The 15,725-nt window shown below is 51.5% G+C and carries 17 protein-coding genes; 10 read left to right on the top strand and 7 right to left on the bottom strand.

What is annotated here, in order from left to right:
• Nucleotides 1–10: 10 nt before the first annotated feature.
• Nucleotides 11–2,983, bottom strand: a complete 2,973-nt coding sequence (locus AC07O2_RS03080) for a bifunctional diguanylate cyclase/phosphodiesterase (RefSeq protein ID WP_495074281.1) — start codon at nt 2,981–2,983, stop codon at nt 11–13.
• A gap of 458 nt (nt 2,984–3,441) precedes the next feature.
• Here AC07O2_RS03080 and AC07O2_RS03075 point away from each other — a divergent pair, with 458 nt between their 5' ends.
• The 6 genes from AC07O2_RS03075 to AC07O2_RS03050 all read left to right on the top strand — a co-directional run bounded on the left by AC07O2_RS03075 (nt 3,442) and on the right by AC07O2_RS03050 (nt 9,689).
• Nucleotides 3,442–3,714, top strand: coding sequence for a hypothetical protein (locus AC07O2_RS03075; RefSeq protein WP_495074280.1), 273 nt, complete (start codon nt 3,442–3,444; stop codon nt 3,712–3,714).
• A gap of 639 nt (nt 3,715–4,353) precedes the next feature.
• Nucleotides 4,354–4,872 carry a hypothetical protein gene (locus AC07O2_RS03070; protein ID WP_495074279.1) on the top strand — a complete coding sequence of 173 codons (519 nt, stop codon included), beginning with the start codon at nt 4,354–4,356 and terminating at the stop codon, nt 4,870–4,872.
• 184 nt (nt 4,873–5,056) lie between these two features.
• The gene (locus AC07O2_RS03065; RefSeq protein WP_495074278.1) at nt 5,057–6,967 is read left to right on the top strand and encodes a hypothetical protein; all 1,911 of its coding nucleotides are present in this window, start codon (nt 5,057–5,059) and stop codon (nt 6,965–6,967) included.
• An 8-nt stretch (nt 6,968–6,975) separates the two neighbouring features.
• A complete protein-coding gene (locus tag AC07O2_RS03060) occupies nt 6,976–7,173 on the top strand; it encodes a hypothetical protein (protein WP_495074277.1) in 198 nt (65 codons plus the stop codon).
• Complete coding sequence (locus AC07O2_RS03055) at nt 7,152–8,063, top strand: AAA family ATPase (protein ID WP_495074276.1); 912 nt, start codon at nt 7,152–7,154, stop codon at nt 8,061–8,063. The genes AC07O2_RS03060 and AC07O2_RS03055 overlap by 22 nt, the downstream gene beginning before the upstream one ends.
• A 12-nt stretch (nt 8,064–8,075) precedes the next feature.
• The gene (locus tag AC07O2_RS03050; RefSeq protein WP_495074275.1) at nt 8,076–9,689 is read left to right on the top strand and encodes a hypothetical protein; all 1,614 of its coding nucleotides are present in this window, start codon (nt 8,076–8,078) and stop codon (nt 9,687–9,689) included.
• A gap of 132 nt (nt 9,690–9,821) precedes the next feature.
• Here AC07O2_RS03050 and AC07O2_RS03045 read toward each other — a convergent pair whose 3' ends face one another.
• Nucleotides 9,822–10,145, bottom strand: a complete 324-nt coding sequence (locus tag AC07O2_RS03045; protein WP_495074274.1) for a helix-turn-helix domain-containing protein — start codon at nt 10,143–10,145, stop codon at nt 9,822–9,824.
• A gap of 96 nt (nt 10,146–10,241) precedes the next feature.
• Nucleotides 10,242–10,571, bottom strand: a complete 330-nt coding sequence (locus AC07O2_RS03040; protein ID WP_495074273.1) for a helix-turn-helix domain-containing protein — start codon at nt 10,569–10,571, stop codon at nt 10,242–10,244.
• Between the two features lie 107 nt (nt 10,572–10,678).
• Here AC07O2_RS03040 and AC07O2_RS03035 point away from each other — a divergent pair, with 107 nt between their 5' ends.
• From AC07O2_RS03035 to AC07O2_RS03025, 3 genes are all read left to right on the top strand, one after another.
• Nucleotides 10,679–11,263 (top strand): hypothetical protein, encoded by a 585-nt coding sequence (locus AC07O2_RS03035; RefSeq protein ID WP_495074272.1) that lies wholly within the window; start codon nt 10,679–10,681, stop codon nt 11,261–11,263.
• Nucleotides 11,264–11,343: 80 nt separating this feature from the next.
• Entirely contained in the window at nt 11,344–11,859 is a 516-nt protein-coding gene (locus tag AC07O2_RS03030) for an HAD domain-containing protein (RefSeq protein WP_495074271.1), read from the top strand.
• 150 nt (nt 11,860–12,009) lie between these two features.
• Entirely contained in the window at nt 12,010–12,459 is a 450-nt protein-coding gene (locus AC07O2_RS03025) for an HAD domain-containing protein (protein ID WP_495074270.1), read from the top strand.
• A 159-nt stretch (nt 12,460–12,618) separates the two neighbouring features.
• Here the strand turns inward: AC07O2_RS03025 and AC07O2_RS03020 are convergent, their stop codons facing one another.
• The 4 genes from AC07O2_RS03020 to AC07O2_RS03005 form a co-directional block, all read right to left on the bottom strand.
• Nucleotides 12,619–12,915, bottom strand: coding sequence for a hypothetical protein (locus AC07O2_RS03020; protein ID WP_495074269.1), 297 nt, complete (start codon nt 12,913–12,915; stop codon nt 12,619–12,621).
• Nucleotides 12,912–13,709: a metallophosphoesterase gene (locus AC07O2_RS03015; protein WP_495074268.1), complete on the bottom strand. Its 798-nt coding sequence runs from the start codon at nt 13,707–13,709 to the stop codon at nt 12,912–12,914. The genes AC07O2_RS03020 and AC07O2_RS03015 overlap by 4 nt, the downstream gene beginning before the upstream one ends.
• Nucleotides 13,710–14,012: 303 nt before the next feature.
• Nucleotides 14,013–14,369, bottom strand: coding sequence for an H-NS histone family protein (locus tag AC07O2_RS03010; protein ID WP_495074267.1), 357 nt, complete (start codon nt 14,367–14,369; stop codon nt 14,013–14,015).
• A gap of 124 nt (nt 14,370–14,493) precedes the next feature.
• Nucleotides 14,494–14,931: an HU family DNA-binding protein gene (locus AC07O2_RS03005; protein WP_495074266.1), complete on the bottom strand. Its 438-nt coding sequence runs from the start codon at nt 14,929–14,931 to the stop codon at nt 14,494–14,496.
• Nucleotides 14,932–15,072: 141 nt separating this feature from the next.
• On the opposite strand from AC07O2_RS03005, the gene AC07O2_RS03000 reads away from it, so the two are divergent.
• Entirely contained in the window at nt 15,073–15,660 is a 588-nt protein-coding gene (locus tag AC07O2_RS03000; protein WP_495074265.1) for a GntR family transcriptional regulator, read from the top strand.
• Nucleotides 15,661–15,725: the final 65 nt, after the last annotated feature.

The raw sequence follows: 15,725 nt of genomic DNA, 5'->3' as shown, positions 1-15,725 counted from the left end.
CCGTAGACTATCAAGCAGCCGTTAGGCTGGCTTCAAAATCTGCAATGGCGACGGGACGACCAAAGAAGTAGCCCTGGTAGGCATCACAGCACTCGGCTTCTAGAAGATGTTGCTGCTCCTGGGTTTCCACACCCTCCGCGATCACACTCAAACCCAAACTATGGCCCAGTGTAATGACGGTGCGGGCAATGGCGGCGTCTTTGGGGTTGGTCAACAGGTCTTGCACAAACGACTGGTCAATTTTCAACTGGTCCAGCGGCAGGCGCTTCAAATAGGTCAGTGATGAATAGCCGGTGCCGAAGTCATCCAGCGAAAACCCCACGCCATGGACTTTAAGCGCGTGCATTTTGTCAGTGGTTTCTTCTACGTCATCCACCAACAGGCTTTCGGTCAGCTCTAGTTTCAACATGTGAGGTGGCGCACCTGTGGTCTGCAATATGTGCAGAACGGACTCCACAAAATCGGCTTGCCGAAACTGCCGAGCGCTAACGTTGACAGCCAAGCTGAGCATTTGAGTACGTGGGTTTTGGCTCCAGCGTTGCAGCTGCATACATGCGGTATGTAAAACCCAATGGCCAAGGGGCAATATCAGTCCGGAATCTTCGGCCAAGGGAATGAATTCAGCCGGGAATATATTGCCTTTTTGCGGGTGAGGCCAGCGTAACAAAGCTTCTGCGCCTACAACGTGCCCTTGCCCATCTACCTGTGCCTGGTAATGCAGTACAAACTGCTGCTGTGCCAAACCTCGGCGTATGTCGGCCTCCAGCCTTACGCGGGCATTTACGACAGCCTGCATTTGTGGATCGTAAAAACGGAGTGTGTTGCGTCCTGCTGATTTGGCCTGGTACATGGCCAAATCAGCTTGCTTGAAAAGCTCGTCCGTGCTGTCCTGGTGGCCAAAGTACAGTGTCACACCCATACTGGCAAAAATCTGATGTTCGTGCGACCCCAGCTGGTAGGGTTGGCTGATGGATTGTAGAATTTTTTCACCTACGGCTTCGGCGTGCGCTGCCGCTTCGGCGTTGTAGCTGCTGAGCTGGGTCAGTAGTACCACGAACTCATCACCGCCCAGGCGCGCAACCGTATCGATTTCGCTAACGCATTCGGTCAATCGGATGGCGACCTGCTGCAATAGCTGGTCGCCCACATCGTGCCCCAATGTGTCGTTGAGGGTTTTGAAGTTGTCCAGGTCAATTACTTGCAGCGCGCCGCATCTGCCATTGCGAACACCCAAGCCCATTGCCTGACGCAACCTATCCAACAATAGGCGCCGATTCGGCAGGTGGGTGAGGGGATCATAGAAGGCCAACTTGTTGATCTCTTCTTCGGCCGCTTTGCGCAGCGTAATGTCGTTGAAGGTGTTGACGAAATGGGTAATCTTGCCGTTTTTGCCGTGCACGGCGGTCACTGTCCGTGAGTCTGGGTAAATATCGCCATTTTTGCGTTTGTTCCACACGTCACCACGCCAGTTTCCGGTGGCTTCCACCGTATCCCACATGTTTTGGTAAAAGGCCCGGTCGTGTCGACCTGAATTGAGAATGTGCAGGCTTTTACCTACAGCCTCTTGCTCGGTATAGCCTGTAATTTGGGTGAATGCAGGGTTGCAACGCAATATCTGGCGCTGGGCATCCGTAATCGCCATACCATCCTGGGCGTTGAAGGCCGTTGCTGCGATACGCAAATCCAGCTCGGCTTGCATGCGTAGCGTGATATTGCGAGCCAAGACAATGAATCGGGGCTCGGTATTGCCGGTAACGTCTTTGCGTGCAACCGAAATTTCAAACCATAAAACGTTGTGCATCAACTGGAGCTCGAACTGGCCGCCTTCCGAGTTTCCGTTGAGCCGGGCTTCTTCCAGTCCCGCGGCAATGACCTTGCCGGCATCGGCTGGTAAGGCTTGCATCACGTTCTTTCCTAAAAATTGCTCAAGAGGAATGTCAGGCAACAAAAAGCGGGGCAGGCGGCAATCGTGTACGGTGCCGTCTGGGCCCAATTCAAACAATAGATCGGGAATGGCGTCCAGCGTCGCTTCTAACTTGGTTTGCGTGGCTGAAATTTCTTGGGTGCGGGCAACGACCTGGGCTTCCAAGTTTTGTTCTTGGCGTTTGAGTTGAAGCATTAGTTGAGCTCCCCAGGCCAGCGTTGTGCTGAACAACAAACCTAGTGCAATTTCAAACGCCAAAGCCCCACTATCACCCCAGCCGTGAATAGGTGTGGCACTGAGTACCCATCGTCCATTGGGCACTTGGATGTTGCGGTCCACCGGATCATGCAAGAACTGGTTACCCGCGGCCGTGATACTTTGTTTTTGATGGGTATCTGGATGGGTGCGCCACAACTCATACGCAATACCTTGCTCCTGCAATTGGGCAATGCCGCTGCTGGCCAGGGCTTCGGGGACACGGATTACGACAGAGATAAATCCCCAAAAATGGTCTTTGTGTGGAGTCGTTAGCGTAGGAACCGGCAAATACACCGGTAGTCGACCCACAAGCCCCAAACCACCTTGCACCAAATTAAGCGGGCCGGCCAATGTCAATTCGCGAGCTGCAACCGCACGCGCTGCTTCCTTGCTTTGTAGAGGATCTTCAAGTTGATTAAACCCCATTACCGCCTCGTTTCCAGCCAGAGGCACCACGCGGCTGACAACGCCTCCGGGTGACAGGCTGAACATGGTGACACCAGGGTAGAGGTGCAACATTTCACCAGCCACACCCTCAAAGTTCGAGAATTCCCCTCCGGCCTGGTGCACCATGGCAGACAAGGCATAAGCACTGGACAAAGCCCGTTCAATGGTCGCCTGGATTGCATGGGTTCGGTCCGCTACAACACTGTCCACATGGGTGCGCTGGCTTTGAATGCGGCGTTGCTCCAAGTTCCATATCAGCAGAGCCGTAGCGACGGCGGTCAGCATAAACACCGCAAAGCCGAGCAACCTGATAGGTATGGTGCGCAGCAAGCGTGTGGGGTATGTAATCTTCATGACGCAAGGCGTAGTTATTGTTCTAATTTTTATGGATAGGAGTCTGACAGCGCCGACTATATCGCCTGGCTGAGTGCTGTTGCAGGGACGAGAGCAGGTACTCTAAGTAATCTCTGTACACATCACTGCGACTGGGCTCCTCTGTAAGTCGTAATCGCACGTCACTGTTATTCAGAGATTGGTTTAATTCCGTTTAAACAAAGATTCGTACAAAGAGTGAGAGCCTGCTGACTTTGACTTTCTGACTTTCTGACTTTGTTCAATGGGGCCGGAAAAAGATTCCGGCGGCGTAGTCACTCTTTCCCGTTCAATTGGATAGAGGCAATGGGCTTATCGTTTGAACGGGTTGATCCTTCTCGGTGCCCCCGTATAACGTGGCCGTGGTGGAACGGGAGCAGGGCCAGCTACATGCGGCTGCGACGGCCTATCGCGAAAGCCTGTCAGTAAGTAGGGACCTGGTGACCAAGTTCGACACGCCCGAAGTGCGACGCGATACCGATGTGACACTCTTTCTGCTGGCTGAACTGCTGCGTGAACAAGGGCGCATAAAAGGGTCCCGCGAGCTACTACACGAGGCCAAACCGGTGCTCCACGGGCTGTCAGTGTTGCTGAACACTCCGCAGGCGGCTGACATGACGCGCGAGATTCGCGCCCTAATCGCCGCAACTGCTGAAAGCGTGTGGTCAACCTACACTAAAGGTGTGCACAGGTCGGCTGCACCCAAAGGCTAGCATGCCGGCCCGGCGTTCATATCTTTTCGGAATTCGCGGTAATGATGGACCGCAATCGGTGTCCACGAGGATTCGAAATACGCAAAGGCGAAAAGGCCTTTGAACCTGGAAGGATTGTCTTTGTCAAATACTGTGGCGAAGGGGATCTCGATTGAGTCTGTTGCCAGCAAACAAGCGCAATTTGCGAACTCTTCAACTCATTCATATCGACATATTCAATGACTAGCCCAAGACTGAAGACGTTGCGAGGACGCCATCCGAGTACGGTGCGTTGGTGACGAACCAACCAAGCATGAGGCGAACGCTGGACCCGGAACAAGATAACCCAGCATAGTCCCTTCACGCGGCGGCTCAGACACCGCACACCCAAAAGAATTGTTGGCGTTCAGTTGGGAAAACCACAATCCCACACCATAGCATTTGAAAAAAATGTCATGTGCGAATAAAACTAAAGTCGCATTTGCTTGGGCGAGTCCTCCAGCGTGGAACACTCGTTTTTGCGCATTTTTCCATAGAGCGACTTCGGGTAACTTCAATCGAATCGCGACGCTATATTGCCTCTCGTGGAGTCGTCAGAAAGCAATTTAGCTAGCAAGGGCTTTCCTCTTATATCTTATTTTTAATTTACTTGGAAATGCAATGGATGCTGCATACGCTAATACAGTTAAAGGACGTGCACCTTTAAGAGCCAGTTATGAAATCCGATCGGCTTTGGCTCAAAGAGGCGCTGGCGTCGGCTCTATTTCGTACTTTTACAGCCCCAAAAATCATTGTGATTTAGTTATAAGTTCCGATATAAAGCTACTTTACGTTTTGGCACTAGAAGGCCGCGCCGACGTCGATACATACGACTTGGATTTCGATCGAATTTCATCCTATCTGGTTGAAAACGGCTATGTTGGCGATAAACCTTATGCGGTCGTAACACTTAGATCAGGGAAAAAGTGTCTAGTCGAAGTTAAATACTCTAAAAAAAATGATCAAGACACCCCATATTTATTAAAGCTTGAAATGCAAAAAGAAGCCGCAAAAAAATTGGAGCCTTGTGGTGTCACTACTCCGATCAGAACGCCAAACGTGATGAGCGTTTTATTCATGATTGGCTTAATATTGTTACAGCGCTTTCTGCTAGCGTTAACACAAATTATAAATTTTTAGAAAAAGAAGTGCTGTCAATCATAATTAAAAATGGGCAATTAACGTTACGCGAGCTTAGCATGCTTAATATCTCATCATGGGATATTCTATTTCCATGCATCTTTCAGTTGTGCCAACGTGGTCGATTAATCGATGATATAGACGCGAGTCCCTTGGATTGGTCCACCATAGTGCGAATCGCGCCATGACTAACACAAAACACACACCGGAAGACTTGAATTATTCTAGGTGGCCCGGAGTTGATGAATCATTAATAGATCCGAAAAAAATTGATCGATATCGTCATATGAAAGCAGCCATAATGGAATGGTGTGACGGCTTCAAATTATCGGAAATATGTAAGAAATATGAGATCAGTCGAAGTGGTTTATCTTACCTCTTGAGCCGTTGTACAAGGATTCATTCTGACGGTTTTCCTTGGGGCTTTAGAGCTTTGATAAAAGACTGTCGCCAAGCCGCCTACACTAGAAAAAAGGATTCCACAGTATTGGCTCACTCTGACGGGTATGGTCTGGCCGGGGCATTCGAGGAACTGGTTTTAAGATATCCAGCGATACTGAAAATTATAAAAAAGGAGGTTTCTCGATTTAAAGTTGGGATTAACGTAAAAGATTTACTTTTAAAAATAACTAAATATCTTCGAGACGAAGAAAAGCTTACGGCGAAAGAATACCCCTTTAATACTAAATCATGTGGTTATGTTTCACTGTGCACCTTTATTAATAAGCTTATCGCCAATGGCGACTGCGACCTCGCTGAAGCGCGATTTGGAAAGGAGTGTCGAGACGGATTGCAAAGATACTCTGGAGAAGTACCAATTCTGCGGCCTCTTGCGCCACTTGAAATTGCATGTTACGACGAGCAAATGCTGCCATTTATTGCTACTTTAGTGATCGAAATAGATGGAAAAGAAATTGATGTACCTATGAGACGCGGTTATCTGTGTGTTTTGATGGATCAAAGAACAGTCGATATACTTGGATATAGTATCGCCATTGCCCAACGTTTTAGAGCATTAGATTTGTTAAATGCTTATGAAACATTTGTAACACCTTGGAAACCCCGCGTGTTATCCGTTCCAAACATGAAATATGCACCTGGTTCAGGCTTACCCTCGGGTGTCGTTCCGGAGGCCCAGGGGCGGCGAATTTCGATAATATCAGTCGACAACCATTTATCGCATCTCGCAAATTCAATTGTTTCGCATCTTCGAATTCGAACGGGTGCGATTATTCGATATGGAAAAGTCAAACACTGGATTTCACGCTACGCAGTGGAAGGAATATTTTCAGAATTACAAAAAATGGGGTTTTCAAGAATTCCATCAACGACTGGGAGTGGAATAAATGACCCTGCTGTGAATGATCCCGTAGGCAAATCCGTAAAACATCGCGTACGGATGGAGCAAATGATCGAATTGATCGATGTGTTGATTGCGAACCATAATGCATTACCTCGAATGACACAGATGACCAAAACACCGAATGAGGCGTTAGCAATGGAGTTGGGTGAAACGCGTCGAATTTCGGTAGTGCCAAAATTTCCAGCTTCCTTTATAAATGACCCGCAGCTGGCCGTTGAGATATTGCCTGTAACAGTCCGCGGGTCGCAACAAAAAGGAGTTCCTCCATATGTTCAATTGGATAAATGTCGTTATACAAACGACTTGTTAAAACAACATTGGTCCATGATTGGTAAACGCCTTGTGGTACATATCAAGGGTGACTATAGAAAAATACGAGCATTTAAGGAGGACGGCGCCGAGTATGGAGTCTTGGGAGCGACTGGTCATTGGTCCAATGAATTTCATACACGTGAGACACGAAAGGAAATAATAAGACTTCAGAAAGAAAAAATACTGAAATTAGACGATTTCTGCCCCGTCACTTCATACAGCGACCACCTCGGAAAACAAGCAATTAGAAATTCTCACAAAAAAATAAATAAGATTACAAATGAAGCAGGAGAACTCGCCAACAGTCTCGCAGACAGACCAGAGCCTGTATATCGCCATCGCTTGGATGAAAAAACAAAGGAGTATGAGCTGGAAATAAAGTCGAGGAATAGGCGGAGTTTTTTTAATTCGAACTCATAGGAGTTAAGATGACAAAAGCAGAAAAACCTTCTGAGAATAAAAATCGCTTTGGCAATGAATCCGAGGTTGGCGTACTTTATATAGCGGATGATTTTATAAAATCATTAGGTGATGTCAGGGCCAAGCTATTCGAAGTAGATTTAAATAAAAAAAATTTCGCATTAGCTTGGCACCACGACATCCGATGCTCGAACAGAAGTATCTAATTTTAACGTCAGCCATATTTAACTTCCATGAAATTATCTACGATTGGGTTGTGGCAAGAAAAAGTGGACTATATGTGACAGGGCTACATCGCCAAGGTAAAACAACCGCTATTGCATCGGTAATATTGGAGCTCAGAAATAATCTTCCATTCGTGGCGTTCCTTTCCTGCATCGGGCAACGGTTAACGAATAAATCAAAAGAGGCCTTCTTTTTATATTTGTTAAGCTGCTTCAATTGCCCGGCTCTCAAGATTGGACGCAATGTGCGGCCGGATATTGCTGTCGCCAATTTTATTATGGTCAGTTGCGCCGAGGTTGGAGGAAATCAATGCGTGCTGTTTATAGACGAGGCTCAATTATTCTCGGTGGTGCACTACAGATATTTACTCGAACTATGGAATATACTAAAAGACCGGGGCTTTATACTTACCACCATTCTAGTCGGTCAGCCAGATCTGAAGCATCTCCGCGAAATTACAGGTGAGTTAGACCATGGAGCCGTAGTAAGTAGGTTTTTTGTGAAAGGACACACTTTAACCGGCATAAAATCGCAAAAAATACTTTGTAATATTTTAAGTCAATTTGATTCTAAGCTCTTTTATCCGGCCGAAAGTGAATGGCCCTACAGTCGTTTCTTTATGAAAGAGGCTTTCGACAACGGCTGGCGCTTAGAAAAAGAAGGTGAGAATTATTGGCCAGCGCTGTGCAACTGCTCTCAAGCGAAATCAAGTGATATTGAGGCTTCAGGCTTTCGCATGGCTTGGGTATTGGACACTGTTCATGGGTTCTTTTTGGATTGCATGGAATTAGATAATCCGGGATTTCATGGATCAATTCCGCTATGGGATAGCATATTGCGGGATAGTACGGATGTTAGTTTTCTTCTGTAAATACCTAGTACTATGTCGTTTAGTGGAAATTTCACTTTACCGCAGTTTCTCTGGATCCGTCGAAAAACATTTAAACATGAAAGCGCTTGGATGGCGGTACAGCGTTTCATGTATCTGAATGGTATGCAGGGGGAGGATTTGTGCTATCTGATCCGCTGTTTATTGGGTCCGCGTCGTTCTTTGACAACAGATCTCTTAAAATCATCCACACCTTGGGAGGATCTAAGGCTCGATGGATTGCCGTTTACTATCAATTTTTGTAATGATCTTAAAACAGGTTCTGCCGAACTGGGTATTTACAGTAACACCCGCCTGACCCCTCCCCGGAGTGCCATCAGGTATTGCCCCAGTTGTTTGAGGCGGTGTTTTCACTGGAAGTTTTTTGAGTTACCAGCTGTGTTGCGATGTCCCTTCCATGACGAAACGCTGTTGACTGCGTGCGTCAGGTGCGGGAGAGGACTCGCCAAAGGGCTCTTTGTGCCAAGCGAGCAGCTTGCCCCTCTTCAGTGTTCGTTCTGTCACCAGCCATTTGTCGACGAAGTGATTGGGAGGCAGGTCATCGAGGGATTTCCAGAGGCAGAGTTGCTTTTCACAAAGGAAACTGGGCTGTTGGCGCGAGCCGTGAAAGTCAACGTCAAAGCGTCACTCCTGTCCGAGTTCAATCTTAAATCTGCCGCGGCTTCTAAATTCTTCTTTAACTGCAGCTTTAAGGCTACTTATCCACTTGAAAAACCACCAATATGGCTATTCAATTTCGAGCTCACAGTCGGCAATCTTAGAGAGCCTCCAGGTTCGAAGAATCCAATCGCCCCTGAAATAGACACAGAGACGGTCAATGATAGGCTGCTCCATTTGAGTCGTATCTATAAGTCGATCGGTAGAAGTCTTGTCAAGAGCATTCAGGCGATATGTGGCCATCGACGCCACGCCCATCTGCAATATGGCAGTGACTACGTTGATAGCTATGCCAAGGAGTATTTCCTAAGGCTACGGCATGGGGGGTGCCCATGTTGTGCAGTGTTGGATTGGTGGAAAGCGCGTCTAGCATTCCATTTTGGTCTTCTAAAATATTTTTCGAAGGTGAAGCACGGGATTGCCCCCCTGTCAGGTTACCGTGAGTGGCTGATCGAGATGTTGCCGACGACACCGAATGATGCGGCATTTGCGGCGTCTTCCATTTTTTCCAGTCTTTCGTTGCGCATGCTTGGAATGTTGGGCGGACATAACGATGAAATCGATCTCGTGCGAGAGCTATACGGCGATTCGATCATGGACCCGAAAGGTGCCCATATTCGTTCGGTGAGTGGGCCGTCGACAACTCCATATGGATACTTGGAGCTACATCTATTCGTTCCTCGCTATTTTCTTAACACCGATACAGTGACCACCAAGGTGCACGAAATTGAGTGCGATTTTAGGATCCCCCTGCATGCCGCATTGGCGGCACTTAGGCTATGTCACGTAGAGCAGAGTAGGGGCTTTTTGTGGGACCCAGGAAATAGACCGTTGTGGTCTGAATCTGCCAGACCGTCTGATTCTCCGCATTGGTATGAAGACTTAGCTACAGATGCTAATCACCGGTTTTGGAGTGCTAATGCCACGAATGCTGCGATGATAGGTCGATAGTAAATATTACGCGAGCAAATACCAGGTGGATTCGGCTCGTCACCGAAGATTGATCAGAGTACGCGTGCTCACATCATGCGCAAAAACGAAGATGCGTACGTTTTTATCGATCCCGTGTTTCCTCCGGTTAATCTAGTTTTCATTAGACGTGTTCCGCCGTTTTAGCCGGCGCATGAAATCTTCGACCCGACTCACAACGCCCCCACTGTCGCTACCGAGTGCCGTACATATCTTCAGCACCACAAACAGGGTGGGTTGACTTTCCCCACGTTCGATGCGGCCGTAGTAGGAGCGCTCGACGTTTGCCAGGTGCGCCAAAGCTTCCTGCGATATCCCTGCAGCAAGTCGATCTTCCCGCGCGATCGAACCGAAAGCTATCGCCACGTCAGCATCAAAGCTTTTGGCGCCACGCGGTCGACCGCGGGCAGGGGGAGAATTCTTGGGACGGGAGGGCATCCACCCAAGCGTCTCGTTTTCGTCCCTTTGAAACCACGTTATTTAAAACGCAGAATAATTTTCCTTTGAATGTGGAAGAGCCGGCCAGAACTCCGCTTAACCGCTAGTGTTCCGTCGTTTCCTGAGCGTTCCTGCGGTAGCCCGGTGGCCTGCCGCACGAAAGCGTGCCTCCGGCACGGAATAGACCTTCAGGCGCTGGTCCAACTCTCTTACAAACTCGACGAAGTCAATGTCCAAGGCGTTCAACCAGGCCCAAAGCTCCACCACGTCCAGACGGCGGGTGCCGCGTTCCACCTTGCTGACAGTGGCCTGGCCCCGGCCAAGACGGGCCGCCAAGTCAAGCTGGCGAAGCCGCAGCAATTCGCGCCTGCTTCGCAGTAGGCCTAGGAAAACATCGTTGTGTCGACTGTGTAGAGACTTAAGCATGGACCACCTTGGACTTCGACCATAGCGCAGTTTTCCGCGTATTCCGAAACCGAATCTATCTACCCTTGCTGGGGTCGCCTATGCAGAGCTAATGGACGGAATTGGCGATGCCCGAGCATAATTTTCACGTTTTATATAACGCAAGCCATTTTCCTCTGGTGAAGCTCGACTTACTGCATACCACGTCCATGTTCGCTACCTATCCTCAGCTGGCCTTTCCGGTTCCACCTGCACTCGGAGCGCCTGGGGCGCACTACTGGAGCGCTTTCCATTTGACCTATCCCCATCCGTGGTTTGTCGCAACATTTCATACTGGTGTTAGCGGTGGTTCACTCCATACGACCTGGGGCGTATCTTCAGATTGGGATCTGGTGGACCGTATTGAGGAGGGTTCAGACGGAAAACTGGCTGCTTTACTCTGCGTCATGCCGCCGTGGAGTTCGCCCATCGGTAGATGGTCGAGCCGCGAGGTCGGCTCGATTTGGCGGGTACTGGACCCACACCGGGGAACTGAAGCTTTAGTGTTCCGGGATCTTGCAGGCGTCGACTTCATCGCCGGGCTGCATGACGACGCCGCAGTGGAGTTTCTGGATCGGCGGCTGGTTGTGGAGATCTCTGTTCCTCAGCCTGAAAGAGGGAACGTTGCTGTGGACACACGTCGTGCTGGTACATGCGAGTTAGTCATTGCATAACGCCTAGTTGATGCCTCAAAGCCATGTTTTCCACGACGTACTTAAACTGATTCGAATCACCCTGTACTGGCAACTTTGCGATGAACACCCGGCCCATCATCATGTTGGACTTCGACGAGGTCATCGTCCTCAACCGCCCCGGTGACTTCGGCGGATTTGACGTCATTTCCCGCAATCCGCCGCCCGGGCTGTGGGAACGGCTTTTTCACCAGCCCGCTGTCCAGACCCTGGTACAGGCGATCACTGAGCACCACGCGCAAGTCGTCATCACCACCAGTTGGTTGAGGTTCATGACGCGAGACGCGTTCGAAGACCTTTTCAAAAAGACGGCGCTTGAAGTACTGTCAGAAAACCTACATGGCGCTTGGGAGGCTCTGCCAGAACGCAGTGACACGCGCGCGCAAGCAATTGACCGATGGCTGGCCGCCAACCACCGCGGCGAGCCCTATGTCATCCTTGACGATGACCGGAGCGGCACGGGCCTGCGAAACTCCGTGCATGACCGCCGCAAGAGAGTTATCTTCTGCGAGATGGACGTGGGATTGGAGCCAGGACACCTGCCGTTCATGCGCACAGCGCTGACACGGGTTCCATAAACCACAAGGATTTGTTTCAATCTTTGGACCTGACAATACCGCCCATCAGTCGAATGCGGTGAAATGTTCATAGAAACTGAATACGGGAATCCGGTTGACAGCTATCTCAGCAGATTGAGTTCAGGCGTACAGGTGACTGAAATCCTAACCTTGTTTACCGATTTCGACGGCGTTCTGCACCCCGAGTTCTGCCATGAGTCGAAGCATTTCTGCCGCTTGTCTATCTTGGAAGATATCCTGCGTGCAGCCCCGTCCGTGGAAATCGTGATCTCTAGCACTTGGCGGCAGCTGCGCGCATTCGATGTTCTGAGGGCACAGTTTTCTCCCGACATCGCGTCACGCGTCGTCGGGATCACGCCAACCTACGCAAATCTTGCCGATATCCCAGATAGATTGCTGGGCTATCAACGTGAAGCGGAATGCGTGGCCTGGCTCCGTGCGTACCGCGGGTCCTCGGTACGGTGGTTGGCGCTGGACGATCGGCCATGGCTGTTTCGGCCGTTTTCGACACACCTGGTGCAGACCGACGGAAAGTTGGGCTTGGACGAAGTCAGCGCCCAAGCGCTGGCCCAGCGTATCCAGCAGATGCTGCGCACTTGAATCCATATCCGACGATGTCGAGGTTAGAAGGAATTACCCAAAGCTCTCTGTCTTCCACACTCCCCCAATACGGTTTCTCCTGCAGATGGTTGCACGGCTGCCGTGCAACCATTTCTAGTGTTTCATCCAAGTCAAAAATGGCTAGTTTTCGGGCCATGGTTAGCCGTTCTTGTTCCCGTCACCGTACCCATGATGAGGGATCCTGTCGGCCGCAACCATGGCTATCAGCGCATCGCGATCGATCCCAAGTTGTTGCATGGCTTCCTGTTCGCTGATGTGGCCCGCGCTGTACGCATCCAGAATCTCCAGCCGCTCGTAGTCCGGACTGCCAAACTCTCGTCCCACGGGCACTATGTCGCCCCAGGCACGCAGCTCAGCTTCCCACAGCCAAATCTGGCGCTGGCTGGAATTCCCGTAGCGGCCATAGAGCTGCCGCTTGCGTACCCGCTGCTTCATGTCGCCAGCTCCAGCACCAAGGCCTTCTTGAAGCGCGCGTTCTCGAACCCGAAGCGTGCAGGCGATACCGCCTTGCGCCGGTTCACCACATAGCCGGCCGGGTTGGCCACCACCCGGCAGCGGTTCCCCACGGTGTAGTCGAAAGAATCGTGCACATGGCCATGCAGCCACAGATCGGCATGGGCCAGCAGCGGGGTCAGGTTGCTGACAAATCCGGCACTGACGATATCGCCCGCATACCGAGGGTGGACACTCAAAGGGTGGGGACCGTGATGGGTAATGACGACCGTCTTACCGTCGAACGGTTGTGCCAACTCCTGCTCCAGCCAAAGGCGTGACTGCTGGTGGTCCTGCAAGGTCTCCCAAGCCCGCAAGATGCCGGTCTCCGTGCGGATCAGGACGTAGTCGTTGAGTGCACGTTCGACTTCCTCCATGCACTGCGCATGCGTGAAGCCTGGGCGCTGGAAGTCGGTCCACAGGGTGGCGCCCAGAAAACGCACGCCGCCGATCTCGACACGGTCGTTGTCCAGGAAGGTGACATTGGTGCCGGCACAGGCCGCGCGCAGTTGGGCCCGCGTCTCCTCCCAAGCATGCTCATAGAACTCGTGGTTACCCGCGACATAGAGCACCGGTACCGGCCAGTCGGCAAAGGCAGTGACCGCGTCCACGCCATTGGCGATATCGCCAGCCAGCACCAGCAGGTCCGCATCGGGTGCGGGCTCAATGATGCGCACCCCGGGGAAGCGTTCCGTCAGGAACTCAAGATGCAGGTCGGACGCGAGCTGGAGTTGCATGGAAAGGCAGACCAAGAGAGCCAGTGCGACAGGCATCCGGGTCTGCAAAAGCGAGTGTGGGGCTCACTATTATGGGGAAGAACCCCGTAGCAAGTCCTATGGTTTCAGCAGTTGGGTCGGTTTCCGCTGGTGGTTTAGCGTGGCGAATATCTCGGAAACCATCGGTGTTGCGAGGGCGCAACCGCTATACCGCGATGGCGGCCAAGGTAGCCAGGAAATTCGACTTACCTGCTGCCTGGCATGCGCCGGCCCGCTCCATGTTGGGAGCCGGGATATGGAATATTGGGATATGGAGTGCGACAGTTACGATTTCACCAGCAAATCATCCGGAGTTTTGCCACCTGCCAATGCGGCATTGAACCAGTTCGGCCGCTTGCCGTGTCCGGTCCAGGCATTGCCCGCCTCGTCCCGGTATTTGATAACGCCCTTTGACTTGGTCTGCTTGCCGGCGATACGTGCCGACGCACCCGTGCTGGCTTTGCTCTTGCGCTTACCCTTCGCGGTAGCGTTCCCAAAGAGGTCCTCTGCGGTGAGTCCATAGAAATCTATGGCAACCTTGATCCGCTCGATCACACCTCCGACTTCCCTCGTCCGGATGAGCGCGGCTTCTATTTGCAGACGCTCAATTTTCTTGTGGATGCTAAGCAGAGTCTTTGTCATAGGGTTTCTAAAAGGGGAACGTTGAAGCATAAGAGAAAGGACGCTCAAGGCGTCCTTTGCGTGGGGCGAGTTCCCTGCAGCGTATGCCGCTGGCCATGCGGCAAGGGCAGTAGGGGCAGTAGGTTTAAATCGCTGCGTCCTTGAGCTTCTTGAAGAAAGTCGCGCGCAGTTTCACCGTGGCAGGCTTGGCTTTGAACACCTGTTCTTCCTTAGTGAAGGGATTGATACCTTTGCGGGACTTTTTGGCCGGCACCTGGATGGCCGCTACACGTACCAGGCCGGGAATAGCGAATTCTCCAGCGCCCTTCTTGTGCAGCGATGCCAGCATCGTCGCTTCCAAAGCGGCCAGCACGGCACGTACGCCTTTGGGTTCCACACCAGATACTGCCGCCAGATGCGCGGTCAGCTGGGTTTTGTTCAGCTTGTCTTTGAAAGGCTTGGCCTTGACTGGTTCGGCAGCGGCTTTGGCGGTAACCGCTTTAGCCGGCATGACCTTCTTGGCTGCGGTGGTTTTCTTGACAGGTGCCGCGGTCTTGGCGGGCGCTTTTTTGGTGGTTGCCATGTGATTTCACTGGTTGTTGGAGGACACCGACCCGGTTGGGCCGTGAAAATATTTTAGGGGTAACGCATAGGAGCACCTGTTCGGGGCCAGCGGCACGGATTCGCCCGTGGCCGTTGATGGACGCAATCTTGCCCTAGCCGCGTGACCGTGCGCCAAGCGCTTGACGACCTTGCGGCAGAAGGGCGCATCGTGCGACGCCAGGGCAAGGGCACTTTTGTCGCGGGCAAACAGGTCAGGCACGGGCTGGATACATTGCGCAGCTTCCACGAATCCTTGCGCCAACAGGGGCTCAATGCCGGGATGCGCCTACTCGACAAACAGCGTATAGAAGTACCCGTACGCCTTCGTCATCAGTTCGCGCCGGCCACTCAGTTGATGCAGCTGAAACGCCTGCATCTGGTCGATGACCAACCCGTGGCGATTGGCATCAGTTACCTGCCCGACGAATTGAACGCTGCGAGCTGGATTGAAGCCGAACAACAACCAGCCTACAGCTTGCTGACCCGGTTGATGGGTGAAGCACCGGCGCGTGCCGACATGGCAATCAGTGCACAAGGCGCTGACGCGGCACAGGCGGAGTTGTTACAAACACAGATCGGCGAGGCGCTCTTGGTACTTAAGCGCACATCCTATTTCGCGGGTGGTCAGTGCTGTGACCAATCTTTTTTCTACATCCGCCCTGAGCGTTACGAGTTCGTACTTGGTAGTACGTTTCGCCTGCCTGCTTGAGTATCTGAGCATTCGCTGACGGTCGCTGGGAGCATCTGTACAAGCAGGTGTGCGCATATCTTCAA

The organism is Rhodoferax sp. GW821-FHT10B06, from assembly GCF_059415605.1.
Note: the sequence above shows the minus strand (reverse complement) of the source record. Positions and strands in the feature narration are given on the sequence as shown.